The sequence below is a fragment of the Streptomyces phaeofaciens genome (genome assembly GCF_014648915.1).
GTDB classification, from domain to species: Bacteria; Actinomycetota; Actinomycetes; order Streptomycetales; family Streptomycetaceae; genus Streptomyces; species Streptomyces phaeofaciens.
The window spans coordinates 1-24,423 of sequence record NZ_BMSA01000001.1; the positions used below are offsets into that span (position 1 = coordinate 1).

26 protein-coding genes and 1 pseudogene are annotated in these 24,423 nt (G+C 71.6%); 22 read left to right on the forward strand and 5 right to left on the reverse strand.

The genetic code is table 11. From position 1 onward, the window contains the following. The 3 genes and pseudogenes from IE275_RS00005 to IE275_RS00015 all read left to right on the forward strand — a co-directional run. Positions 1–192, forward strand: a pseudogene (locus tag IE275_RS00005) (sugar ABC transporter ATP-binding protein); the annotation flags it as partial. Between the two features lie 242 nt (positions 193–434). Then, entirely contained in the window at positions 435–1,679 is a 1,245-nt protein-coding gene (locus tag IE275_RS00010) for a serine hydrolase domain-containing protein (protein WP_189706040.1), read from the forward strand. A gap of 54 nt (positions 1,680–1,733) precedes the next feature. Beyond that, on the forward strand, positions 1,734–1,907 hold the full coding sequence (locus IE275_RS00015; protein ID WP_189706042.1) for a hypothetical protein: 174 nt from the start codon (positions 1,734–1,736) through the stop codon (positions 1,905–1,907). Between the two features lie 51 nt (positions 1,908–1,958). On the opposite strand, the gene IE275_RS00020 is transcribed toward IE275_RS00015, so the two are convergent. The 3 genes from IE275_RS00020 to IE275_RS00030 form a co-directional block, all read right to left on the reverse strand. Next, a complete protein-coding gene (locus IE275_RS00020; RefSeq protein WP_189706044.1) occupies positions 1,959–2,963 on the reverse strand; it encodes a Gfo/Idh/MocA family protein in 1,005 nt (334 codons plus the stop codon). A 110-nt stretch (positions 2,964–3,073) separates the two neighbouring features. Beyond that, the gene (locus IE275_RS00025; RefSeq protein WP_189706046.1) at positions 3,074–3,850 is read right to left on the reverse strand and encodes an SDR family oxidoreductase; all 777 of its coding nucleotides are present in this window, start codon (positions 3,848–3,850) and stop codon (positions 3,074–3,076) included. A gap of 15 nt (positions 3,851–3,865) precedes the next feature. Beyond that, on the reverse strand, positions 3,866–5,032 hold the full coding sequence (locus IE275_RS00030; RefSeq protein ID WP_189706048.1) for a phytanoyl-CoA dioxygenase family protein: 1,167 nt from the start codon (positions 5,030–5,032) through the stop codon (positions 3,866–3,868). Positions 5,033–5,147: 115 nt separating this feature from the next. Between IE275_RS00030 and IE275_RS00035 the strand changes: the two genes are divergently transcribed. Continuing rightward, positions 5,148–6,182, forward strand: a complete 1,035-nt coding sequence (locus IE275_RS00035; RefSeq protein WP_189706050.1) for a LacI family DNA-binding transcriptional regulator — start codon at positions 5,148–5,150, stop codon at positions 6,180–6,182. Positions 6,183–6,212: 30 nt separating this feature from the next. On the opposite strand, the gene IE275_RS00040 is transcribed toward IE275_RS00035, so the two are convergent. Next, positions 6,213–6,557 (reverse strand): cupin domain-containing protein, encoded by a 345-nt coding sequence (locus IE275_RS00040; RefSeq protein WP_189706052.1) that lies wholly within the window; start codon positions 6,555–6,557, stop codon positions 6,213–6,215. 264 nt (positions 6,558–6,821) lie between these two features. Here IE275_RS00040 and IE275_RS00045 point away from each other — a divergent pair, with 264 nt between their 5' ends. The 7 genes from IE275_RS00045 to IE275_RS00075 all read left to right on the forward strand — a co-directional run bounded on the left by IE275_RS00045 (position 6,822) and on the right by IE275_RS00075 (position 13,499). Beyond that, positions 6,822–7,472 (forward strand): GntR family transcriptional regulator, encoded by a 651-nt coding sequence (locus IE275_RS00045; RefSeq protein ID WP_189706054.1) that lies wholly within the window; start codon positions 6,822–6,824, stop codon positions 7,470–7,472. Between the two features lie 49 nt (positions 7,473–7,521). Beyond that, positions 7,522–8,274, forward strand: a complete 753-nt coding sequence (locus IE275_RS00050; RefSeq protein WP_189706056.1) for a PIG-L deacetylase family protein — start codon at positions 7,522–7,524, stop codon at positions 8,272–8,274. Beyond that, positions 8,271–8,975, forward strand: a complete 705-nt coding sequence (locus tag IE275_RS00055) for a 4-carboxy-4-hydroxy-2-oxoadipate aldolase/oxaloacetate decarboxylase (protein WP_189706058.1) — start codon at positions 8,271–8,273, stop codon at positions 8,973–8,975. The genes IE275_RS00050 and IE275_RS00055 overlap by 4 nt, the downstream gene beginning before the upstream one ends. Next, a complete protein-coding gene (locus IE275_RS00060) occupies positions 8,972–10,084 on the forward strand; it encodes a 4-oxalomesaconate tautomerase (protein ID WP_229870023.1) in 1,113 nt (370 codons plus the stop codon). The genes IE275_RS00055 and IE275_RS00060 overlap by 4 nt, the downstream gene beginning before the upstream one ends. Then, entirely contained in the window at positions 10,081–11,031 is a 951-nt protein-coding gene (locus tag IE275_RS00065) for a catechol 2,3-dioxygenase (RefSeq protein WP_189706060.1), read from the forward strand. The genes IE275_RS00060 and IE275_RS00065 overlap by 4 nt, the downstream gene beginning before the upstream one ends. Positions 11,032–11,220: 189 nt before the next feature. After that, positions 11,221–12,546, forward strand: coding sequence for an MFS transporter (locus tag IE275_RS00070; protein WP_189706062.1), 1,326 nt, complete (start codon positions 11,221–11,223; stop codon positions 12,544–12,546). Positions 12,547–12,710: 164 nt separating this feature from the next. Beyond that, entirely contained in the window at positions 12,711–13,499 is a 789-nt protein-coding gene (locus IE275_RS00075) for an alpha/beta fold hydrolase (RefSeq protein WP_189706064.1), read from the forward strand. 18 nt (positions 13,500–13,517) lie between these two features. Here the strand turns inward: IE275_RS00075 and IE275_RS00080 are convergent, their stop codons facing one another. Then, complete coding sequence (locus IE275_RS00080) at positions 13,518–13,931, reverse strand: cupin domain-containing protein (protein WP_189706066.1); 414 nt, start codon at positions 13,929–13,931, stop codon at positions 13,518–13,520. A gap of 203 nt (positions 13,932–14,134) precedes the next feature. Between IE275_RS00080 and IE275_RS00085 the strand changes: the two genes are divergently transcribed. From IE275_RS00085 to IE275_RS00135, 11 genes are all read left to right on the forward strand, one after another. After that, positions 14,135–14,698 carry a carboxymuconolactone decarboxylase family protein gene (locus tag IE275_RS00085; RefSeq protein WP_189706068.1) on the forward strand — a complete coding sequence of 188 codons (564 nt, stop codon included), beginning with the start codon at positions 14,135–14,137 and terminating at the stop codon, positions 14,696–14,698. A 38-nt stretch (positions 14,699–14,736) separates the two neighbouring features. After that, positions 14,737–16,269 carry a sugar ABC transporter ATP-binding protein gene (locus IE275_RS00090; protein ID WP_189706070.1) on the forward strand — a complete coding sequence of 511 codons (1,533 nt, stop codon included), beginning with the start codon at positions 14,737–14,739 and terminating at the stop codon, positions 16,267–16,269. Beyond that, positions 16,266–17,282: an ABC transporter permease gene (locus IE275_RS00095; protein ID WP_189706072.1), complete on the forward strand. Its 1,017-nt coding sequence runs from the start codon at positions 16,266–16,268 to the stop codon at positions 17,280–17,282. Before IE275_RS00090 ends, IE275_RS00095 begins: the two co-directional genes overlap by 4 nt. A 141-nt stretch (positions 17,283–17,423) precedes the next feature. Then, the gene (locus IE275_RS00100) at positions 17,424–18,389 is read left to right on the forward strand and encodes a sugar ABC transporter substrate-binding protein (RefSeq protein ID WP_308435626.1); all 966 of its coding nucleotides are present in this window, start codon (positions 17,424–17,426) and stop codon (positions 18,387–18,389) included. A gap of 176 nt (positions 18,390–18,565) precedes the next feature. Further along, entirely contained in the window at positions 18,566–19,474 is a 909-nt protein-coding gene (locus tag IE275_RS00105; protein ID WP_189706074.1) for a LysR family transcriptional regulator, read from the forward strand. Between the two features lie 108 nt (positions 19,475–19,582). Further along, positions 19,583–20,503, forward strand: coding sequence for a VOC family protein (locus IE275_RS00110; RefSeq protein WP_189706076.1), 921 nt, complete (start codon positions 19,583–19,585; stop codon positions 20,501–20,503). A gap of 47 nt (positions 20,504–20,550) precedes the next feature. After that, complete coding sequence (locus IE275_RS00115; protein ID WP_189706078.1) at positions 20,551–21,999, forward strand: NAD-dependent succinate-semialdehyde dehydrogenase; 1,449 nt, start codon at positions 20,551–20,553, stop codon at positions 21,997–21,999. Continuing rightward, positions 21,996–22,769: a fumarylacetoacetate hydrolase family protein gene (locus tag IE275_RS00120; protein ID WP_189706080.1), complete on the forward strand. Its 774-nt coding sequence runs from the start codon at positions 21,996–21,998 to the stop codon at positions 22,767–22,769. The genes IE275_RS00115 and IE275_RS00120 overlap by 4 nt, the downstream gene beginning before the upstream one ends. After that, entirely contained in the window at positions 22,766–23,137 is a 372-nt protein-coding gene (locus IE275_RS00125) for a VOC family protein (RefSeq protein WP_189706082.1), read from the forward strand. Before IE275_RS00120 ends, IE275_RS00125 begins: the two co-directional genes overlap by 4 nt. A gap of 25 nt (positions 23,138–23,162) precedes the next feature. Further along, positions 23,163–23,948 carry an alpha/beta fold hydrolase gene (locus IE275_RS00130; RefSeq protein ID WP_189706084.1) on the forward strand — a complete coding sequence of 262 codons (786 nt, stop codon included), beginning with the start codon at positions 23,163–23,165 and terminating at the stop codon, positions 23,946–23,948. Further along, positions 23,945–24,421, forward strand: a complete 477-nt coding sequence (locus IE275_RS00135; protein WP_189706086.1) for a GlcG/HbpS family heme-binding protein — start codon at positions 23,945–23,947, stop codon at positions 24,419–24,421. The genes IE275_RS00130 and IE275_RS00135 overlap by 4 nt, the downstream gene beginning before the upstream one ends. Positions 24,422–24,423: the final 2 nt, after the last annotated feature.

Genomic DNA, 24,423 nt, shown 5'->3' on the forward strand with positions numbered 1-24,423 from the left:
GGAACCATGGAACTCTCCGCCTCCCGCGACGAGGTCAGCCTCGAAGAACTCACCAACCACATGGCAGGCGGCGCCGAACTCGCAGCCCTCAAACACGAGTTGTCCCAGGTGCGCGGCGTCGACGTCGAGGAACTGCCGGAGGAGAAGGACCTCAAGGCTCCGGTGGCGGCCCCGGGCGAAGGCACCTCCTGAGCGATCCGCGCCGACGCGGTGGCGAACGAACCGCCCTCCGCCCCCGTGAGTTCCCTGCCGCGGGGCGTGACCGGCCGGGCTCCCGAACCGTGAACGCCGGTGCGCCGGCCAGGTGCGAAGCGCCGCCGCCGAGAGGCGGTGGCGCTTCGGCGCTTCTATCCTGGCGTTGATGGGCCGCACGCGGCCCGTGCCCCCCGGTGCGGCTGTGGCCTGCGGCGCACACCTCACGCGGGAGCGAGCACATGAGACACCCGTACGTCCGACTGAGCAGGGGAGCCGTCGTCGCCACCGCGGTGGGGGCCCTCGTGGTACCGGCCGTGGGCGGGACCGCCGCAGCGCTGCCCTTCAAGGCCGTCCCCGCCGCGGCGGCCGCCGCGCCCTCCCCGTCCGGGGACGAGGTGCGCGCACTCACGCCCGCGGTCCAGCGGCAGGTCGACGCGGCCGTGCAGCGCGTCATGAGACAGGCGAACGTACCCGGCGTCACCGTCGGCATCTGGACCCCCGACAAGGGCGAGTACGTCAAGTCCTTCGGCGTCCGCGACAAGACCACCGGCGCCGCGATGGATCCGGACCTGTACATGCGCATCGGCAGCGAGACCAAGACGTTCACCGTCACCGCTCTGCTCCAGCTCGTCGACGAGGGGAAGATCGGCCTCGACGACACCATCGGCGACTACATCGACGGCGTCCCGAACGGCGACAGGATCACCCTGCGCCAGCTGGCCGGCATGCGCAGCGGCCTCTTCAACTACTCGGCGGACGAGGACTTCTTCAAGGCGTTCACGTCCGATCCGGACCGGCCGTTCACCCCGCAGGAACTGCTCGACTACTCCTTCAAGCACCCGGTGCTCTTCCCGCCCGGCGAGCAGTTCTATTACTGCAACACCAACCTGATCCTGCTCGGCCTGGTCGTGGAGCAGATCAGCGGCCAGGACCTCAACGACTACATCCAGGACAACATCCTGGATCCGGCCGGACTGGCGCACACGCTCTTCCCGACCGGCAGCGAGTTCCCGACGCCGCACTCCCAGGGCTACACCGACCAGACCGCCAGCGGAGAGGTCAAGGACTCGGCCGACTGGAACCCCTCCTGGGGCTGGGCGGCCGGTGCGATGATCTCCCAGCTGGAGGATCTGCGGGTGTGGGCCCGCACGGTGGCCACGGGCGTGCTGCCCGACGGCGACCGGATGATCAGCGCCGCCACCCAGCGGCAGCGGCTGATCACCCCGCCGACCCCGATCCCGGGCGCCGGTTACGGCCTCGGCATCTTCGACGTGCAGGGCTGGATCGGCCACAACGGCTCGCTGCCCGGCTACGAGTCCCTGACCATCTATCTGCCCGAGGCACAGGCGACCCTCGTGGTGCTGCTCAACACCGACATCAACTACAAGAACCAGGAGCCCAGCACGCTGTTCGGCGACGCCATCACGAGGATCATCTCCCCGGACCACGTCTTCGACCTGCCGGCGGAACCCGCGGCGCGATGAGCGCGTTGGAGAGGGTGCAGGGTGTGGGGACACGCGGTGAGCGGGGAGGGTGAGATGCGCGAGGAAGAGCAGCTCGACGGCACGGAGGCAGGACGCAGGGCCCGGTTCGGGGCGCTGCCCGAGCGGGTTCGTCCGCAGGACCTGGTGGAGGAGCGGCCGGCGACACCGCGCGACCCGGCGCGGGACGCCTACGACCCGGACGAGTGGATGGTCCGCTACTGCCTGTGAGCGCGGCCCCGTCGGGGGGCCACGCTCACAGGGAACCGGGTGCGGGCGCTGTCAGGAGGCCCGCACCTCGGCGATCGTCACCGGCCGGTGCTCATGCAGGGACAGCGTGCAGGCTTCCGCGATCCAGCCCGCCTCCAGGGCGTCCTCGATCGTGCAGGGCGAGGTCCGGGTGCCGGCCACCACCTCGGTGAACGCCGTGAGTTCGGCGCGGTAGGCCGCGGTGAAGCGGTCCATGAAGAAGTCGTGCGGGGTCCCGGCCGGGAAGGTCACCCCGGGCTCCACCGAGCGCAGCGGGAGCTTGTCCTCCAGGCCCACCGCGATCGAGTCCGTGAAGCCGTGGATCTCCATCCGGACGTCGTAACCCCGGGCGTTGTGACGGGAGTTGGAGACCACGGCGATCGTGCCGTCGTCCAGGGTGAGGATCGCGCCGGTGGTGTCGGCGTCGCCCGCCTCCTTGATGAAGTCGGCGCCCCGGTTGCCGCCGACCGCGTACACCTCGGTCACCTCACGGCCCGTCACCCAGCGGATGATGTCGAAGTCGTGCACCGAACAGTCGCGGAAGATACCGCCGGAGGCGGCGATGTACGCGGCCGGGGGCGGCGCCGGGTCCAGAGTGGTCGAGCGGACGGTGTGCAGGGTGCCCAGTTCCCCGGACCGCACCGCGGCCCGCGCGTTGACGAAACCGGTGTCGAAGCGCCGGTTGTAGCCGATCTGGATCGGTACGGCGCTGCCCGCGACGGCCTTGAGGACCTCGACGCCCTCCGCCATCGTCCGGGCGACCGGCTTCTCGCAGAAGACCGGGATCCCGGCCTCGACGGCGGCGAGGATCAGGCCCGGGTGGGCGTCGGTCGCGGCGGCGACCACCACCCCGTCCACGCCCGCGGCCAGCACGGCCTCCGGCGAGTCCGCGACCTCGGCGCCGAACCGCTCGGCGGCGGACTTGGCGGCCGCCGCGAACGGGTCGGCCACGACGAGCGACTCGACGGCGTCGAGTCCGGAGAGGGTCTCGGCGTGGAAGGCGCCGATACGGCCGAGGCCGAGGATTCCGATGCGCATGTGCTTCGCTGCTTTCCTGGTGTGTGGTTGCTGTTGTCCCTGAGCGGGGGCCGCGCCCCGGACCCGACGCCCTTCGGGCCCGTCCGCGGTCTTCGGACGGGTCCCTGCCCTCAGTCGAGGCCGCCCAGGACGTTCTGGTCCCAGTCGATCACCGATCCCGTGACCACGCCCGACCGGTCGGACAGCAGGAAGACCACGAAGTCGGCGATCTCGTCCGGCTGGCCCAGCTTGCCCATCGGCAGACGTGCGGCGGCCTGCTCACGCCAGTCGTCACCGGCGTCGTGGAACGCCCTCTGTGTCGCGTCCTCGCCCTCCGTCGCCGTCCAGCCGATGTTCAGGCCGTTGATCCGGACCCGGTCGAAGCGGTGGGCGTGCGCCGCGTTGCGGGTCAGACCGATCAGCCCCGCCTTGGCCGCGACGTACGGCGCGAGGAACGGCTGCCCGCCGTGCGCCGAGGACGTGATGATGTTGACGACCGTGCCCGGCTCCTTACGGGCCACCATGTCCGCGACCGCCGCCTGCATCGCGAAGAACGGTGCCTTGAGGTTGATCGCGATGTGCTGGTCGAACAGCTCGGGGGTGGTGTCGAGGAGCGTGCCCCGGGAGGTCAGCCCCGCTGAGTTGACCAGGCAGTCGACCCGGCCGTACGCGGTCACCACCTCGGCCACCGACGCCTTCGCCTGTGCGGCGTCGGCCAGGTCGGCCCGGACGAAGAGCGCCCTGCCGCCCGCGGCGGTCAGCTCCGCCACCAGCTCCGCACCCGGCTCGGCCCGCCGCCCGGTGACGGCGACGGCCGCCCCCTCGCGGACCGCGGCCCGCGCGATCGCGGCGCCCACGCCCTGGCTGCCGCCGTTGACGAGGACGACCTTGTCGTCGAGAAGTCCCATGGATGGAAGGTCCTTTCAGCTGGTGCGCCGCTCGGCGCCGGCCCGCAGTTCGTCCCGGAGTGCCTGCGGGGTCCACTCCTCGCGCAGCGCCCGCCGCACGACGTCCGCCTGTGAGGGCGGGGCCAGACCGTCGACCGGCGGGTCGTTGTCGAGGTTGGTCGGGAAGGGGTAGCCCTCGGCGCTCGCCGCGACGACCCGCTCCAGCCACTCCTCGCCGACGTCCTGGGCCCGGCGCTTCAGCAGTACGGGGAAGACGGCGTTCGCCACCGCCTCCCGGTCCACGGTCTCCATGGCGCGCCCGAAGGCCGACGACACCTGGAGCAGATTGGCCGTCCGCCGCACGTCCGCCGTGCGGTTGGTGCCGGCGGCGTGGAAGACGGCCGGGTTGAAGAACGCGGCGTCGCCCTTGGCGAGCGGCAGCTGGACGTGGTGCTCCTCGAAGTACGCCTGGAACTCCGGCAGCCGCCAGGCCAGATAGCCGGGCTCGAACGTCTGCGAGAACGGCAGGTACAGCGTGGGTCCCGACTCCACGGGCATGTCGCAGTGGGCGACCGCGCCCTGGAGGGTGAGCACGGGGGAGAGCCGGTGGACGTGCGCCGGGTAGGCCGCGGCCGTCTCGTCGGACAGGAACCCGAGGTGGTAGTCGCGGTGCACGCTCTGCGCCACGCCGCCCGGGTTGACCACGTTGACCTGGGAAGTGACCTGGTAGCCGGGACCCAGCCAGGCCCCGGAGACCAGGGCGAGGATCTCGTTGGCGTAGTAGTCGGCGAAGGCCTCCGGGTCGAACAGGGCGGCCTTCTCCAGGGCGTTCCACACCCGGTCGTTGGTGCCCGGCCTGGCGAAGTGGTCGCCGGCCGTGGCGCCCGAGGCGTGCTGTTCGGCGATCAGCGCGTCGAAGACGGCGCTCGTCCGGTCGACCACCGACGCGTCGGGGAAGGCGCCCCGGAAGACCACGATCCCGGGACCCTCGGCGAAGGCCCGCACCAGCTCGGCGCGCACCTCGCGGCTGCCGGCCGCGGCGCGCAGGCGCTCGCTGTCGTAGACGAGGACATTGCCCTGCACCGACGCGGCGTGCGGGTAGTCGGCGAGGTCGGTCGTGCGCTCGACGAGCGCCCGGAAGACATCGAGGTCGCAGTCCTGCTGGGTCAGCCAGGTACGGCCGTGGACGGGGGTGAAGGACATCGTCGTCCCTTCGTGACAGCGGGGGCTCAGTGCTGTCATTCTTGTCAGTACAAACCCGTCGAGCAACCAGCAAGCGGCCTTCAAAAACCCCTCACAATGAGCCGAGGAGCCTTCCGTGGGCCACCCCTTCCCGATCCGTGAGATCGCACGTCAGGCGGGCCTCAGCGAGGCCACCGTGGACCGGGTCCTCAACGGCAGGGGAGGGGTGCGGGCGTCCACCGCGCAGGAGGTGGAGCGGGCGATCGCCGACCTGGACCGGCAGCGCACCCAGGTCCGGCTCGTCGGGCGCACCTTCATGGTCGACATCGTGATGCAGGCCCCGGAGCGGTTCAGCACCGCCGTACGCGCCGCCCTGGAGGCCGAACTGCCGTCCCTGCACCCGGCCGTGCTGCGCTCGCGCTTCCACTTCCGCGAGACCGGGCCGGTCGGGGAGCTGGTCGGGTCGCTGGACCGGATAGCGCGGCGCGGTTCGCAGGGCGTGATCCTCAAGGCGCCGGACGTCCCCGAGGTCACCGCGGCGGTCGGCCGGCTGGTGGCCGCCGGGATCCCGGTCGTCACCCTGGTCACCGACCTGCCCGCCAGCGCCCGGCTCGCCTACGTCGGGATCGACAACCGGGCCGCGGGCGCCACCGCCGCCTACCTGATGGGCCAGTGGCTGGGGGACCGCCCCGGCAATGTGCTGACCAGCCTGTCCAGCGGCTTCTTCCGTAACGAGGAGGAGCGTGAGATGGGCTTCCGCAGCGCGATGCGCGCCCGTCACCCCGAGCGCGCCCTGGTCGAGATCGCCGAGGGCCAGGGCCTGGACGCCACCCAGTACGACCTGGTCCGGGCCGCCCTGGACCGCGACCCGCGGATCCGGGCCGTGTACTCGATCGGCGGCGGCAACATCGCCACCCTGCGCGCCTTCGCCGACGCGGGTCGGGAGTGCGCGGTGTTCGTCGCGCACGACCTCGACCACGACAACACCCGGCTGCTGGGTGAGCACCGGCTGTCCGTGGTCCTCCACCACGACCTGCGGCACGACATGCGCGAGGCCTGCCACACCGTGATGCGGGCGCACGGCGCGCTGCCGCCCGCCGGGCCCACGCTGCCGTCGGCGATCCAGGTGGTGACGCCGTACAACATGCCGCCGCGGGCGGCCGTCGGCTGACCCGCAGGGGGGACGGTACCCCCGGGCGGTTCAGAGGTTGATCGTGTAGGCCTTGCGCAGGGTCTCGTGGACCGTCCAGGTCGTGCGGTCGCCCTCCCGCAGCACCGCCAGGTCGCCGGGGCCGACCGTGAAGGTGGGGCCGCCGTCGACCTCGACGGTCGCGGACCCGCTGATCACGACGAACATCTCGTCCGCCTCCGTGTCGGTGACCACGCCCGGGGTGATCTGCCAGACGCCCCGGATCTGCCGGCCGTCCTCGGACTCCCACACCACCTTGCCGGTCACCTCGGGGCTGCCGGAGACGATCTGCGCCGGGTCGAGGGGGTCGGGTTCGAGGTCGGCGTCGGGGATGTGCAGAGCGAAGCTGTGGGTCATGGCGCCGACCCTAGCGGGGGTGCGGGGGCGCGCGGTGTGGACAGGGTGTGGGGCATCGGCGGGGGAGGCGGGACAGTTCGTCGCGGGTGGCGAGTGCCTTTGGTGCGGTGCCGGGCGCGTTTTCGCCGCGGTCGCCGGGGTCGTGACCCCGTACATTCGCACGGACGGCGGGCGGCCATCCGCCCGCAATACGGCGGACAAAATTGTTGACAATCTTGTTTGGCTAGATTTACGTTCGACAGGCACTCACTCAGGGAGGGCATCATGCCGAAAGAAGCCCGTCCGAGCACCGGGGAGCAGGCCAAACAGCATGCGCTCGCGCAGCTGCGGCAGGCGATCCTGCACGGCGAGATGGCACCGGCGCAGCGGCTGGTGGAGAACGAGCTCGCCGAACAGTTCGGTGTGACACGGGCCAGCATCCGCGCGGCACTCATCGATCTGGAGTCCCAGGGACTCGTCGAGCGGATCCGCAACCGTGGTTCACGGGTGCGGGTGGTGACCGTGGACGAAGCGGTCGCCATCACCGAGTGCCGCATGGTCCTCGAAGGGCTGTGCGCGGCGAAGGCGGCCGACCTGGCCAGCGACGAGCAGCTGGTCGAGCTCACCGACCTCGGTACGGCGATGAGCAAGGCCGTCGCCGACGGCGAGCCGGTCACCTACTCCGACCTCAACCACGAACTGCACAGCCGTATCCGGGAGTTCTCCGGCCAGCAGACCGCGCAGGAACTGCTGGAGCGGCTGAACGCCCAACTGGTGCGCCACCGGTTCCAGCTGGCGCTGAGGCCGGGGCGTCCGCAGCAATCCCTGAACGAGCACCTGACCATGATCGAAGCGATCCGGGCCAGGGACCCCCAGGCGGCCGAGACGGCCGTCCGCGCCCACCTCACCAGCGTGATCGAGGCGCTCCGCGACTGATCACGGCGGTGCGGGGCGGGCGCCCACCTGTCACCAAGGAGATCTCAGAATGACCCAGGCCAACGCGCCCGCCTCCCCACCACGTTCCACCCTCGTCGTCACCGCGCACGCCGGGGACTTCGTCTGGCGGGCGGGCGGTGCCATCGCCCTGGCCGCCTCCCGCGGGGAGAAGGTCACCATCGCGTGCCTGACCTTCGGGGAACGCGGCGAGTCCGCCAAGGCATGGCGCGAGGGCAGGAAGCTCGACGAGATCAAGGCGATACGCCGGGACGAGGCCGAGCGCGCCGCCGCCACCCTGGGCGCCGAGGTCCGCTTCTTCGACGCCGGCGACTACCCGCTTCTCGCCTCCGCCGAGCTGACCGACCGGCTCGTCGCCGTGTACCGCGAGACCCAGCCGGACGTCGTCCTCACCCACCCCGCCGAGGACCCGTACAACGGCGACCACCCGGCCGCCCACCGGATGGCACTGGAGGCCCGCGTCCTCGCGCAGGCCATCGGCTACCCGGGCGAGGGCGAGATCATCGGTGCCCCGCCGGTCTTCTTCTTCGAGCCGCACCAGCCCGAGATGAGCGGCTTCAAGCCCGAGGTCCTGCTCGACATCACCGAGGTCTGGGAGACCAAGCGGCAGGCGATGGAGTGCCTGGGTGCCCAGCAGCACCTGTGGGACTACTACACCGACCTCGCCGTCCGCCGGGGCGTCCAGCTCAAGCGCAACGCCGGCCCCAACCTGGGCCTCGCCCACACGACCATGGCCGAGGCGTTCATGCGCCCCTACCCGCAGATCGCGAAGGAGCTCTCGTGAGCGGCGTGATCGTCACCGGCCCGCCGAAGGCGGAGCGGAAGGACGTCGACGCGCTGGCCGCCTTCGGCGTGGCCACCGTGAGCGAGGCGATGGGCCGAACCGGCCTGCTGGGCCCGGGGATCCGCCCGATCCAGCAGGGGGTGCGGATGGCCGGCACCGCCGTCACCGTGCTCAGCTGGCCCGGCGACAACCTCATGATCCACGCGGCCGTGGAGCAGTGCGGCGAGGGCGACGTCCTGGTGGTCACGACCACCTCCCCGTCCACCGACGGCATGTTCGGCGAGCTGTTCGCGACCGCGCTGCGCAGGCGCGGGGTGCGCGGGCTGATCATCAACGCCGGGATCCGGGACACCCAGGAGCTGCGCGAGATGGACTTCCCGGCCTGGTCCCGGGCGGTCTGCGCCCAGGGCACGGTGAAGGCCACCGGCGGCTCGGTCAACGTGCCGGTCGCGATCGACGGCCAGGTGATCCGGCCCGGTGACGTGATCCTCGCCGACGACGACGGCGTGGTGGTCGTCCCGCGCGAGCGCGCCCGCGCCACCGCGGCGGCGTCCGAGGCCCGGGAGGCCAAGGAGGCGCGCGCCCGCGCCGCCTTCCTCGACGGCGAACTCGGCCTGGACCGCTACGGGTTGCGGGAGACACTGGAGCGGCTCGGCGTGGCGTACCGCACGTACGAGGAGCACGCGGGGGAGCCGTCGTGACCTCCGGGTCCGAGGGGGTGCCCTGTCTGCTGATGCGGGGCGGCACCTCCAAGGGCGCCTACTTCCTCGCCGACCAGCTGCCCGCCCGGCCCGCCGCGCGCGACGCGCTGTTGCTGCGGATCATGGGCAGCCCGGACGACCGCCAGATCGACGGCCTGGGCGGCGGCCACCCGCTCACCAGCAAGGTCGCCGTGGTCTCCCGCTCCGCCGATCCGCGCGCCGACGTCGACTATCTCTTCCTTCAAGTCGCAGTGGACCGAGCCGAGGTGAGCGACCGTCAGAACTGCGGCAACATCCTCGCCGGCGTCGGCCCGTTCGCCGTGGAGCGCGGGCTGGTGGCGGCGGGGGAGCAGGAGACGTCCGTCCGGATCCGCATGGTCAACACCGGCGACCACGCGACGGCGACCTTCCCGACCCCCGGCGGCCGGGTGCGCTGGACCGGGGACGCCGAGATCTCGGGCGTACCGGGGACGGCCGCTCCCGTGGTGATCGAGTTCCCGCCGGGCACCGGCCCGCTGCTGCCCACCGGCAGCGTCCGGGACGTGATCGACGGGGTGCCGGTGACCTGCGTGGACAACGGCATGCCGACGGTCCTGATGGCCGCCGCCTCGCTCGAGGTCACCGGCCACGAGTCACCGCGCGACCTGGAGGAGGACGTGACGCTCGCCGACCGGCTGCGCGCGATCCGCCTGGAAGCGGGCCGGCTGATGGGCCTGGGCGACGTCTCGGACACCACCGTGCCCAAGCTCACGCTGCTCGCTCCGCCCCGGAGCGGCGGCGCGGTCACCACCCGCACCTTCATTCCGGTGCGCTGCCACCCCTCGATCGGTGTGCTCGGCGCGGCCAGCGTCGCCGCCGGTCTGCGAATCGAAGGCGGCGTAGGTGCGGAGATCGCCGTACCGGCCGGCGAGGGTGACCGAATTCGCATAGAACATCCCACAGGATTCCTGGACATCGAAAGTAGCCTCGGGAGCACTCCCGACGGTCTGCCCTCGGCCCGCCGCACCGCCGTGGTCCGCACGGCCCGCAGGATCTTCGACGGCACCGTGTTCCCCCGGGCCGCCGAGACGGCGCCGATTCCCCCGCAACCCCTTGGAGGTCAACGATGACTCCGCCGCTCGGCGACATCGCCCACATCGGCCACGCCCAGCTCTTCACCCCGGACCTGGACGCCAGCGTCGCCTTCTTCACGGACTACCTGGGGCTCACCGTCAACGGGCAGGACGGCGACACCGTCTATCTGCGGACCTTCGACGACTACGAGCACCACAGCCTCGTCCTCACCGCCCGTGAGCGGCCCGGCCTCGGCCGGCTCGCCCTGCGCGCCTCCGGCGAGGAGGCCCTGCGCCGGCGGGTCGAGGCCGTCGAGGCGGCGGGCGGCACCGGTACCTGGGTCGAGGACGAACCGGGCCTCGGCAAGCTCTACGTCACCACGGACCCGGACGGCCACGAGCACGCCCTGTACTGGGAGAGCGAGTACTACCGGGCGCCCGAGGAGCTGAGGCCGGCGCTGAAGAACCAGCCGCAGGCCAAGCCCAACCGCGGGGTGGGCGTCAGGCGCCTGGACCACATCAACTTCCTCGCCGCCGACGTCCTCGCCAACGCCGAGTTCCAGCAGAACGTGCTCGGCGCCCGGCCCACCGAGCAGATCCGGCTGGACAGCGGGAAGATCGCGGCCCGCTGGCTGACGTACACGAACAAGTCGTACGACGTCGTCTACACCTCGGACTGGACCGGTTCGGCCGGGCGGCTGCACCACATCGCCTTCGCCACCGACACCCGCGAGGACATCCTGCGGGCGGCCGACCTGGCGATCGACACGGGTGTGTTCATCGAGACGGGGCCGCACAAGCACGCCATCCAGCAGACGTTCTTCCTCTACGTCTACGAGCCGGGCGGCAACCGTATCGAGCTGTGCAACCCCCTCACGCGCCTCGTCCTGGCCCCCGACTGGCCGCTCGTCACCTGGACCGAGGAGGAGCGCAAGAGGGGGCAGGCCTGGGGGCTGAAGACCATCGAGTCCTTCCACACCCACGGCACCCCGCCCGTCGCGTAGCCCGCTCCCGGTGCGCAGGACGCCCGAGGGGCCAGGATTGTCGATGAGATTGTTGACAAAAACGTTGACACTTCAGGTCCCGGCTCCTTAGCGTCTTGCGCACACCGGGTCAGCCGCACCCCACGAGCCGCGTCGGCCCGCATCACCGTCCCCTCCAGGGAACTCCTCCTGGACGAGAGGAAAACAACGATGTCCTCCTCCCCCGCGCTGTCCGCCCGCGGCAGCAGACTGGCCCTGCTGGTCGTCGGCCTGTGCTGGCTGGCCGTGCTCTTCGACGGCCTCGACATGTTCATCTACGGCTCCGTGCTGCCGCACCTGCTGGAGACCAAGACCTTCGGCCTCACCCCGGACACCGCCGGCGACCTCGGCAGCTACGCCACCTTCGGCATGCTGATCGGCGCGCTCACCGCCGGCACCGTCGCCGACCGGATCGGCCGCAAGAAGCTGATGGTCGGCTGCGTGGTGCTGTTCTCGCTGGCCTCCGGCGTCTGCGCGCTCGCTGACAGCGTCGCGGTCTTCGGCCTCGGCCGGACCCTCGCGGGCGTCGGCCTCGGCGGCCTGCTGCCCACCGCGATCAGCATGGTCTCCGACTACGCCCCGCGCGGCCGCGCCGCACTCACCATCGGCCTGCTGATGACCGCCCACCACGCCGGCGGCATCCTCTCCGCCTACGTCGCCAAGTGGCTGATCGACCCCGTCGGCTGGCGCGCGGCCTTCTGGGTCTGTGTGCTGCCGCTGCTCTTCGCGCCGGTGCTCGCGAAGTTCCTGCCCGAGTCGCTGAGCTTCCTCGTCGCCAAGGGCCGCACCGAGGAGGCCGCCGCGCTCGCCGCCCGCTACGAGGTCGAGCTGCCCGCCGCGAAGTCCGGCAGGAAGACCGCCGCCGACCGCTGGGACGCCCTGGTCGGCCTCTTCCGTGGCGGCGAGTGGACCCAGACCGTGCTGTACTGGCTGGCCTCCTTCGGCGGACTGCTCCTCGTCTACGGCGTCGCCACCTGGCTGCCGACCCTGATGCGGGCCGAGGGCTACGCGCTCGCCAACGCGCTGACCTTCGTCGTCGTCTTCAACCTCGGCGGCATCGTGGGCATGCTGGTCGCCGGGCGCGCCGCCGACCGCTTCGGCGCTCCGCGCATCTCGGCGATCTGGTTCGCGCTGACCGCCGCCGGCGTGTACCTGCTCAGCGTGCACATGTCGACCGGGGTCACCATGGTCGTCGTCTTCCTCACCGGTGTCTTCCTCAACAGCGCCCAGACGATGATCTACGCGACCGTGTCGATCCGCTCCACGCCCGACAACCGCGCCACCGCCGTCGGCTGGACCTCCGGCATGGGCCGCTTCGGTGCCGTCTTCGGCCCGTGGCTGGGCGGCCAGCTGCTCGCCGCGGGCAACGGCGAGTGGGGCTTCACCGCCTTCGCGCTCGCCGGTGTCTCCTCCATGGTGTTCATCGGCATCGCCGCCCTGCGCGGCACGAGGCAGACGCCGCGGACCTCCGGCCAGGAGCTGGTCGGGGCCCACTGACGGCCACCGGGGGACAGGGCCGACGCCGGCCACCGCACGGGGTGCGGGGCCGGCGTCCGGCGTTCCCGGGAGCGGGCCTCCCCGATGGCCGAAGCCTTTCGGCCCGGCTCCCGTCCTGCCCGGTTCGGGGTGCGGCGCTCGCCCGCACGGGTCACGCTCGTCGTATGGGTGAACGCTGGGAGGTTCGTCGGGCGGGGCCGCAGAGCGCCTCGCGTCGGGTGCTGATGATTCCGGGCGGCCTGTGCACGACCGAGTTCTACGCGGACGTCATGGCCGAGCCGGCGGTTGCGGGGCTGGGGCTCGTCGCGGTGACGCTGCCGGGATTCGGGGGCACCGAGGCGCCCGAGGACGTGTCCATGGAGGCCTACGCCCGGCTGATGGCGGACTTCGCGGGCGAGACCGGCTGCACCGTGGTCGTGGGGCACAGCCTGGGCGCCAACGTGGCGATCGAGATGGCGGCGGCGGGCCTGTTCGACGGCCCGCTGGTGCTGCTGTCACCGGCCTTCTCCCGCGGCGACGAGATGCGGTCCCTGGCCGCGCTCAACGCCGTCGGCCGGGTGCCGGGGCTCGGCATCGCGGTCTGGGCCGGCATGCTCGGACTGCTGCCCCGGGCGATGAGACGCGGACTGCCGCCGGAGCGCGCACAGGCGCTGGCGGCGGCGATGAGCGGCAACGATCCGGCGGACTGCCGCCGGATCGTGCACGAGTACTACGTGTATCTGGACCGGTATCCGTCCCTGGTCCCCCGGCTCTGCGAGGCGGGTGTCCCGGCCTGGGTGGTGCGCGGCGACCACGACGAGGTCGGTCTGACGGACGGCGAGCGACGGGGCCTGGAGGGCTGCCCGCAGCTCCGCGTCGTCACCGTGCCCGACGCCGGCCACGCGGTCCTGGTCGACCAGCCCGCGGCCGTGGCCGCGGTGGTCGCGGAGGCGGCCACGGCCCCGGTGCGCTGACCGGAAACCGTCACGAGCTCAGTCGTCCGAGCCCATCTGGTCCTCCGCCGACAGGTGCTCCACCGTCCTGCCGGTCTCGGTGAACGTCCGGGTGACATGGCCCGAGGAGTACACCCACAGGATGCGCAGCGGCACCTCGCCGATGTTGCGGAAGAGGTGGGGGACCGGTGAGGGGACGTACGTGGTGTCGAACCGCTCCAGCTTCGTCACCTCGCCGTCGACCCACACCTCGGCCTCGCCCTCCAGGACCGTCACGTGCTCGTCGCAGTTGTGCGAGTGCAGCGGCGCCCCCGAACCGACCGGATAGACGCTCATCCCGCTGGTGATCCGGTTCTCCCCGCCGGCCGACGAGGTGGTGACGAGCGGCGTCGTCACGACGGCCCCGCCGCGGTCGAGCAGGGGTACGGACGAGGCTTTGATGATGGTGGTCATACCGCACGACGTTAGGTCGCGCCCCGGCGAACGAGGGGCCTCCGGCGTGCAGTTTTACCTTGCGCTCCGAGGGGGGTGAGCTTCTCGGACGCGGCTGTACCTTCACCTGGCACCGCACGGCTCCACGATCCGTGCCCGTAACGCGCCGGAAAGAAAAGGCAGGTATCGGCCAGATGAGGCTCCCCGTTCTCAGCGAAGAGGAAATGGATGCGCGGCAGCAGGAGCTGGCCGCACGCATCGCCGGCCGCCGTGGAGCCGTCCGCGGCCCGTTCCGGGTCTGGCTGCACAGCCCCGAGATGTGCGAACGGGCCGAGTCGCTCGGCGCGTTCGCCCGCTTCGACTGCTCCCTCCCCGAGCACCTGCGCGAACTGACCCTGCTGATGGCCGCCCGCAACTGGGACGCGCAGTACTCCTGGAACGCCCATGTGCACCAGGCGATCGAGGCCGGCGTCCCCGAGGCGGCCGTCAAGGCGATCGCCGAGAGGCGCGAGGCGGTCTTCGACAGCGAGGCCGACCAGGCGTTCTACCGGTTCTGCCGGGAGATCCTCGACGACCACTTCGTCACCGACGACACCTTCGCCGCGGCGCTCGCCCACTTCGGCTCCAAGGGCCTGGTCGACACCATCGGCGCCCTCGGCAACTTCACGATGCTCGGCATGTGCCTGAACACCTTCCAGGTGGACCTCCAGGCCGACAAGGAGCCCCCGTTCCCGGACATCCGCGGCTACGGCCGGGTCGCCCCCGACACGGAACCCTCCCGGCCGTGAGTTCGCCGACCGACCCGGGCGCGCAGAAAGGAGCCACGGTGACCCCGACGAACCCGGCGGCCCCCACGGCCACCGGCGCCGCGGCCCCCGCCGTGCTGCGGGTGCGCGGCGTGACCAAGAGCTTCGGCGGCGCCGCCGCGCTCAAGGGCGTCGACCTCGACCTGTTCCCGGGCGAGGTGCACGCGCTGATGGGCATGAACGGGGCCGGCAAGTCGACCCTCGTGCAGGTCCTCGCGGGCGTCCACCAGGCCGACGGCGGCACCGTCGAGGTCGACGGCCGCCCGCAGTCCGCACTGAGCGTGCGCAAGGCCCGCAGGCTCGGCATCTCGTTCGTCCCGCAGCGCAGGGAACTCGCGATGGGCCTGACCGTCGCCGAGAACGTCCTGCTCGGCGACCTGCCGACCCGGGGCCGTACGGTGCGCTGGAAGGCGGTGCGCGCCGAGGCCGCGGCGGCCCTCGCCGGACTCGGCATCGACATCGCCGTCGACCGGACCGCCGGCACCCTGACCGTGGCCGAGCAGACCATGGTGGAGGTGGCGCGCGAGGTGCGCCGGGGCGGCCGGGTGCTGATCCTGGACGAGCCGACCGCGTGTCTGAGCGCGAAGGACGCCCACCGGATCCGGGCCCTGGTGCGCAGACTGCGCGACGAGGGCGTGGCGATCGTCTACATCTCGCACTACATCGACGAGGTCATGGCGGTCGCGGACCGGGTCACGGTCCTGCGGGACGGCACGCTGGTGCGCAGCGCGCCCGCCGCCGAGATGGACGCCGCCGCCCTGGTGCGCAGCATGGTCGGCCGGGACGTGGTCTCCACCCGCCCGGGGCGGCCCGCGCCCAAGGACGAGAGCGGCCTCACGATCCGCGGCCTGACCCACGGACGGGCCGTCCAGGACTTCACGGTGCAGGTGCGCAAGGGCGAGATCGTCGCCGTCCTCGGGCCGGCCGGTGACGCCCAGTCGCGCCTGTTCGACCTGCTGTCCGGCCGGCGGCGCCCGGACGCCGGAGAGGTCCACGTCGACGGCCGCCGCGTCCCGCTCGGCCGGGTCCGGGCCTCGCTCGCCGGCGGTCTGCGCTGTGTCACGGGCGACCGCCGGGCCCTGGGCCTGGTGGCCGGGCTGTCCCTGGACGAGAACCTGATGATGGCGAGTGACCGCTTCGCGCGCCGCAGACTGCACCGGCGCGGCGAACTCGCCCGCCGCGCGGCCCCGTTGCGCGACGACTACGGCGTGGTCGCCCTCACCGGGAACCCGCCGGTGGGCTCGCTGTCCGGCGGCAACCAGCAGAAGGTCCTGCTGGGCAAGTGGCTGGAGACCGATCCGGTCGTCTGCTTCCTGGAGGACCCCACCAACGGTGTGGACGTGGCCGCCATGGCCGACATCCACACCCTGGTCGACGACCTCGCCTCGCGCGGCGTGGCCGTCCTGCTCGCCTCCTCCTCCGCCGAGGAGGTCATGCGCCTGGCCGACCGGGTCGTCGTCGTGAGCGCCGGCCGCACGGTCGCCGAACACGACATCGACGCCATCACCCGCGACGAACTCGTCGCGACCGCACTCGGAGGTCAACCGCAGTGAGCCTGAAAACCTCAGCCGCCCCGGACACCGCGGCCGGCGCGGGCCCGGCCAAGCCCTCGGGGCCGACCTCCCGCACGCCGCTGCACCTCCCGCACGGCGGTCTGATCCTCGTCCTCGTGCTCGTGGCGGTCTTCACCGCCGTGCAGGCGGACTCCTTCACGACCTCGCAGAACCTGCTCAACGTGCTGCGCCAGATCAGCGTCAACGCCGTCATCGCGGCCGGGCTGACCCTGCTGATGACCGCGGGCGGCATGGACTTCTCCATGGGCAGCAACGCCGCCGTCACCCTCTCGGTCGCCGCGCAACTGCTGCACAGCGGCTGGTCCACGCCCGCCGTGGTCGTCGTCAGCCTGGCGCTGGCCACGGCGATCGGCCTGGTCAACGGTCTGGTGGTGACGTTCACCAGGGTCGCCCCCTTCGTCGCCACGCTGGCCTCCGCGATGCTGCTGGACGGCGTCGCCCTGCTGGTCCTGGACGGTATGAGCGTCACCATCGGCGACAAGATGACCGGCCTCGGCAACGACAAGCTCGCCGGCGTCCCGTATCTGACCCTCGTGGCCGTGCTCGTCCTGGCGCTGACCGGTGTGACGATGCGGTTCACGACCTTCGGCCGGGACGCGTTCGCGATGGGCGGCAACGAGCACGTCGCCCGGCTCAGCGGCATCAACGTCTCGGGCCGCAAGCTGGCGTTGTACGCGCTCGCCGGTGCGCTGGCCGGCCTGGCCGGCCTGATGCTGCTGTCGCGGCTGGGCGCCGCCGCGCCCAACACGGCCGGTCTGATGACCCAGTTGACCGCCGTGGCCGCCGTGGTGATCGGCGGCACCTCGCTGGCGGGCGACCACGGAAGCATCGTGGGCACCGCGCTCGGGGTGGTTCTCCTGGGCGTCGTCGCCAACGCCCTCAACCTGCTCCAGGTCGACAGCAACTACCAGTTCGTCGTCACCGGCGGGGTGTTGCTGGTCGCGGCGATCATCAACGAGTTCCAGCGCAAGTCCACGCCCGGCGGCCACTGACCCCGTCCGGACGTCCCGCGCCCTTCACCCCGGCGCGACCGCTCCCACCCCGGCGCCCCTCACCCTCGCGCGGCCCCACTTCCGCGCGCGCCCCCACCCGTCACCGCACCTTCTCTTCAACGATGCAGGAAAGGCCACCCCATGATGCCCATCGCCAGATCCTCCCGCCGCGCCGCCGCCGTCTCGCTCGCGGGCGTCGCAGCCCTGGTGCTCTCAGGATGCGGCTCGCAGGACGACAGCGGGGGCGCCTCCGGCGGATCCGTCTCCCTCGGCTTCGTCAACGGCTCCAACACGCACTTCCACACCTGTCTGCAGAAGGCGGTCGAGCAGGAGGCCAAGGCGCAGGACGCCACGGTCTACTCGGCCAACTCCAAGCAGGACGCCGGCACCGAACTGTCCAACATCGAGGACATGATCGCCCGGAACGTGGACGCACTGATCGTGCAGACCGTGAACGTGGACGCCCTGGAGGGCGACATAGCCAAGGCCAAGGCGGCCGGCGTCCCGATCTACCTCACCTCCGTGGCCACCTCCGACATGGCGGACGTCCTCGGCGCCGCCGTCGTCGACCTGAAGAAGGTCGGCGGCCTGGACGCGGGCTGGATCGAGAAGGACGCCGCGGGCAAGGACGTCAAGGTCGGTATCGTCGCCGGCGCCCCGGGTGCCGCCTCCGACCTGCTGGTGGGCGGTTTCCAGGACGCCCTCCCGGCGACCGCGAAGGTGGTCGCCAACCAGCCCGGCATGTTCAACCCGGCCAAGGCGCAGGACGTCGCCGAGAACATGATCCAGGCCAACCCCGACCTCGACTACGCCTTCGTGGCCAACGAGGAGATGGCGTTCGCGGTCCGCAAGGCCTTCGACGCGGCCGGCGCCGAGGACGTCAAGATCGTCTCGGTGAACGGCACCGAGGAGGGCATCGCCGCGATCGAGGACGGGCGCCTCTCGGCGACCGTCGCGAACTCCGCCATGACCATCGGGCGGACCGCCGTGAAGAACGCGGTCGGACTGCTCGCCGGGAAGGAAGGTGTTGACAAAATCTCCAACATTCCTCTTGTGTTGGTCTCGAAGGACAACGTGACCGAGGCTCCCCAGTACTGCCCCGCGTAGGGCCCCACCGGGAACCGGCGCCCCGGCAACCGAGTCCGAGCCGCACCGTTCCGCACCATTCCGCACCAAGGTCACCATGTCCGGAACCCGCTGTCGAGACATCGTGACCTTGGGGCGGACCCTTCGCTCTCCGCCGTCCGTCGCCGGTCGGGCGGGGAGTGCCGTCGGAGGAAAACATGGATCGCTTGCTCCTCATGCACAGTTTCGTCACCGTCGCCCAGGCCGGAAGCTTCAACGGAGCCGCCAAGAAGCTGGGCTCCTCGGGCTCCCTGGTCTCACGGCACGTGGCCGAACTGGAACGACAGGTGGGGGTCCGCCTCGTCAACCGCACCGCCCGCTCCGTCAGCCTCACCGAGCCCGGACAGCGCTACGCCGAATTCGCCACCCGAATCCTCGACGAGATCGAGGCGCAGGACGCGGCGCTCGCCGATTCCCACGACCGGGCCGAGGGGACGCTGAGCATCATCTGCCCGAAATGGATAGGCAGCCTCGATCTCGGTGACGCGATCGCCGCCTTTTCCGCCGCCCATCCGAAAATCCAGGTCCGGTTCGAACTCGGCGGCATGTCCGACCGCACCTACGATTTCCTGGACAGCGGATTCGACATCGCCTTCCACACCCGCGACCTGCGGGACTCCAGCGTCCGGCTCAAGAAGATCGCCTCGCTGCCGTTCGTGCTGTGCGCCGCGGAGGCGTACATCGAGCGCCAGGGCGGTCTCACCCACCCCAACGACGTCGCGAACCACGACTGCCTCGTGCACGTCAACGACCCGGTCTGGCGGATCGGCCACGGCCACGCCAGCACCCTGCACAAGATCCGCAACATCGCCTTCTCGTCCAATTCCTACCTGGCGCTCCAGAAGGCGGCCGTGCACGGCCGCGGCATCGCCCTGATCCCGCAGCGCCCCGCCTACGACGACCTCGTCTCCGGCGCCCTGCGGGTCCTGCTGCCCGAGCTGGCCGTACCCGACCGGCCGCTCTACGCGATCTACGGCCCCGGCCAGGACACCCCGCGCAAGATCAGCGTGTTCCTGGACTTCCTCTCCGCGTGGTTCTCGCAGAACCCGATTCCCACGATCCGCTAGCCGTCACGGTGGGCGCAACAAAGGCTTGCGTATTCCGTGCGGCTCGGTCCATTGAGGCCCCGCCACCCCGAACCTAGGCTCACCGGGCGACCCGGAAACGAGGAATCCATGGGAATCCAGAGAATCGAATCGGTCACCTACAGCATCGCCGACCTCGACGAATGCGTCCGGTTCTTCGACGACTTCGGACTGGTCCTGGTGGAGCGGACCGACGAGCACGCCGTGTTCGAGACGCTCACCGGGCAGACCCTCCACCTCGACACGAACCCCGGCCCACTGCTCCCCCCGCCCGTGGAGGACGGCCCGACCCTGCGCGAGGTGGTCTGGGGCGTCGACACGGGCGAGGAGCTGGAGCGGCTGGTCGCGGCCGTCGGCCGGCACCAGAGGGTGCGCGAGAGCGCCGACGGCGTCTTCCACGCCGTCGACCGCAGCGGCTTCGGCGTGGGACTCACCCTCGCCCGGCCGCGCGGGACGGCCGTCGAGCCCCGCCCCGCCAACGCCCTGGGCCACGTGCGCCGCTGGAACACCGCGCTGGAGCCGCTCACGCGCGCGTACCCGCTGCGGATGTGCCATGTCGCGCTGAACATCGCCAAACAGGGCCAGGAGGAGGCCGTCGCCTTCTACACCGACGTCCTCGGCTTCCGCCCCACCGACATCGTGAAACCGATGGGCGTGTTCATGCAGGCCCCCGGCGACGACGACCAGCACACCATGCTGCTGTGCCACCGCCCCGACCGCGTCGGCGTCAACCACATCGCCTACGAGGTGCCCGGCTTCGACGACGTGATCGAGGGCGGCAACCACATGATCGAGAAGGGCTGGCGGGAGGCCCGCCGGCTCGGCCGGCACACCGTCGGCTCCAACGTCTTCCGCTTCCTGCACGCCCCCTGCGGCGGCCGGGTCGAGTACGCCGCCGACATGGACCGCGTGGACGACTCCTACGAGACCCGGGTCCACGACACGACCCCGCCGCACCACATCTGGGCGCTGCGCACGAACCGCGACCAGGACGCGACCACCGCCTCCTGAGCCGCGTTCCCACGACTTGTGACTCACCCCTGAGAGGGCACCCACCCATGACCACCGACCACGGCTACCCCGCCGTCCGCCTCCACATCGCGGGCGAGTGGTGCCAGGGCGGTACCGGACGTACCGCCCCGATCGTGAACCCGGCCACCGAGGAGGTGATCGGAGAAGTACCCCTGGCCACCCCCGCCGACCTCGACCGCGCGCTCGACGCCGCCGCGGCCGGGTTCGAGGTGTGGCGCGCGACGCCCGTGGCCGAGCGCACCGCGATCCTGCACGCCGCCGCAGGCCTGCTGACCGAGCGCGCCGCCGAGGTCGGGCGGATCATGACCCTGGAGCAGGGCAAGCCCCTCGGGGAGGCCACCGCGGAGGCCCGCCGGGTCGCCGACACCCTGCGCTGGCACGCCGACGACGCCCGCCGCGCCTACGGCCGCGTCATCCCGTCCGCGCCCGGCACCCTGCTCACCGTGCGCCGCGAGCCGGTCGGCCCGGTCGCCGCGTTCGTCCCCTGGAACTTCCCGGCCGGCGGCCCCATGCGGAAGATCTCCGCCGCGCTCTCCGCGGGCTGCTCGATCGTCATCAAGGCCTCGGAGGAGACCCCGGCCACGGCCATGGAGCTGGTGCGCTGCTTCGTCGACGCCGGGCTCCCGGCCGGGGTGCTCAACCTCGTCTTCGGCGAACCCGCCGAGGTCTCCGCCCACCTCATCGCCTCACCCCTCGTGCGGCTGGTCGCCTTCACCGGCTCCGTGCCCGTCGGCAAGCTGCTCGCGGCACGGGCCGGCGAGGTCATGAAGCCCTCGCTGATGGAGCTGGGCGGCCACGCCCCGGTGATCGTCTGCGCGGACGCCGACCCGGTGCGGGCCGCCCGCGGTGCGGCGCGGGCGAAGTTCGCCAATGCGGGCCAGGTCTGCACCTCGCCGAGCCGCTTCCTGGTCCACGAGAGCCTGGTCGAGGAGTTCACCGCCACCTTCGTGAAGGCCGCCGAGGCGGTCGTCGTCGGCGACGGGCTGGAGCCGGGCACCACCATGGGCCCGCTCGCCAACGAGCGCCGGCTGACCGCCCTGGAGCGGCTCACCGCCGACGCCGTCGCCAAGGGCGCGAAGGTCCTCACCGGCGGCGAGCGGCTCGACCGCCCCGGGTACTTCTTCGCCCCGACCGTCCTCACCGACGTACCCGAGGACGCGGACCTGATGAGCGAGGAGCCGTTCGGGCCGATCGCGCCGATCGTGCCGTTCACCGACCTCGACGCGGCCCTCGCGGTGGCGAACGCGCTGCCGTACGGGCTGGCCGCCTACGGCTTCACCGACTCCGCCGCCACCGCCGAGAAGCTCGTCGACCGGCTGGAGGCCGGGATCCTGTCGCTCAACCACTGTGGCGGCTCCGTCCACGAGGCTCCCTCCGGCGGCGTCAAGGACAGCGGCTACGGCCGCGAGGGCGGGCCCGAGGCACTGGACGCCTACCTGGTCACCAAGCGCGTCTCCCACCTGCTGGCGCCATGAGGTACGCGCGTGTCTCGGCCGGCGGCCGGGCGGTGTGGGGCCGGGTCGGGGAGACCGACGTCGAGCTGCTGTCGGGGTCGCCGATCGAGGGAGACGCCCAGGTGATCGGCACCGTCCCGCGGGACACGGCGCTCTGGCTGCCCCCGGTCGTGCCGCCCGTGTTCTACGCGGTCGGCATGAACTACCCGCGGCACATCGCGCACGCCGGCGCCGCGGTCCCGGACCGGCCCGAGGTCGGCTACCGCGCCAACAACGCACTCACCGGGCATGGTTCGCCGATCGTCAGGCCGGCCGGCGTCGAGGGCCGGTTCGAGGCCGAGCCCGAACTCGTCGCCGTCATCGGCCGGACCCTGAAGCACGCCACGCACGACGACGCCCGCGCGGCCGTCTTCGGCTGGACCATCGGCAACGACGTCAGCGCCCGCACCTGGCAGCACCAGGACCGCTCGTTCTGGCGCAGCAAGAACAGCGACACCTTCAAGCCCATGGGCCCGTGGATCGAGACCGACGTCGACGCGCTCGCCCAGACGACCACGCTGCGGGTCAACGGCGAGCAGCGGGCCTCGTTCCCCACCGGGGACATGGTCTTCGACCCCTTCGACCACATCGTCGAGATCACCAGGCACATCACCCTCCAGCCGGGCGACGTGCTGTGGATGGGCGCCGAGTCCACCTGCCAGCTGGAGCCGGGGGACACCGTGGAGGTCGAGATCAGCGGTATCGGCGTGCTGTCCAACCCCGTACACCCCGAAGGGAATCACCCGTCATGAGCAGGGAACCCCGCTACATCCATCACGTCAACTTCCCCACCACCGACCCCGACCGGACCGCCGCCTGGTACGCCAAGGTCTTCGGGATGAAGCGCATCATGCCCAAGTCCAACACCCGCGTGGTGCTGATGACCCGGGGCAACTTCGACCTCCACTTCACCCCGGTCGAGGAGATGGAGCGCATGGCGCCCTATCACTTCGCCGTCGAAGTCGACGACTGGGACGACTTCCTGGAGCACCTCAAGGAGCTGGGAATCCGCCACACCCGGCCGATCCAGCGCCCCGAGAACCAGTCCAAGTTCTGCTACATCCACGACCCCGACCACACCATGATCGAGCTCGTCCACCACGCCAAGCGCCCCAACTGACCGCCACCGCTCAGGAGTTACCTCCATGCCCTACGCCGACTCCGACGGCACCTCCCTCTACTACGAGCGCCACGGCAGCGGTCCGGCGATCCTGTTCGTGCACGGCAGCGGCGGCCACCACGCCGCCTGGTGGCAGCAAGTGGCCGCGCTGCGCGACGAGTTCACCGTGGTCACCGTCGACCTGCGCGGCTTCGGCAGGTCCGACTCGTCCATGCCGGAGTTCGACGGCCAGGACTTCCCCTCGGACGTCGTCGCCGTCCTCGACCAGGAGGACCTGACCGACGTCATGCTGGTCGGCCAGTCCATCGGATCCGTCGCCGCCCTGCGCGCTGGCCTGGCGCGCCCCCGGCGCGTCTCGTCCGTCGTCCTCGGCCACTCCCTGGGCGGCATCAGCCACCCGGAGCTGAAGGAGCTGGCCGCCGCCGACCGCGCCGAGGCCGTCAAGCTGCCCGTCGTCGACCGCCTGCTGACCAAGGAGTTCCAGCGGGAGCGCGCCGACCTGACCTTCCTCTTCCAGCAGATGGGCACCTTCAACGTCGCCCGGATGCAGGACCTGCGCAACCTCGACACCGACGGCCCCTCGCTCGAGGAGATCGAGGTCTCCGGCGTCCGGGTCGCCTTCCTGGCCGGCGAGAAGGACGCCGTGCTGAGCGTCGGGACCGTCACCCGCGCCCACGAACTGCTCCCCGGCTCCCATCTGGAGATCGTCCCGGGCGCCCCGCACTCCATGTACTGGGAGACGCCGGGCCCCTACAACGCGGCGATCGCCCGTCTGCGCCGCACCCTCACCGCACCGAAGGACGCCGAATGACCAGCCTGACCCTGGCCGCCGCCGAGGAGATCATCGAGGCCGCGCACCAGCGGGCCCGGGCCATCGGGAAGGCGGTGAGCGTCGCCGTCGTGGACGCCGGCGGCTTCCCCGTCGCCATCCGCCGCCCGGACGGCGCGCGCCCGCTCACCCCGGACATCGCCCGCGCCAAGGCGTACACCGCGGCCGTCATGCAGCGGCCCGGCACGATGCTCAAGAAGTGGCAGGAGAGCCAGCCGGTCTTCTTCGCCCAGCTCTCCCAGCTCCCCGGCGCGGCCCTGCCGATCATGGCCGCCGAGGGCAGCGTCACCATCAAGAAGGACGGCGAGATCATCGGCGGCCTCGGTATCGCCGGCGGCACCGCGGACGAGGACCAGCGGATCGCCGAGGAGGTCCTCGAAGCCCTCGGCTACGAACTGGAGTTCGCGGCCTGGGGTGTCACGGGGGCGCCGGCCGCGCCCGGAAAGGACGCCTGACC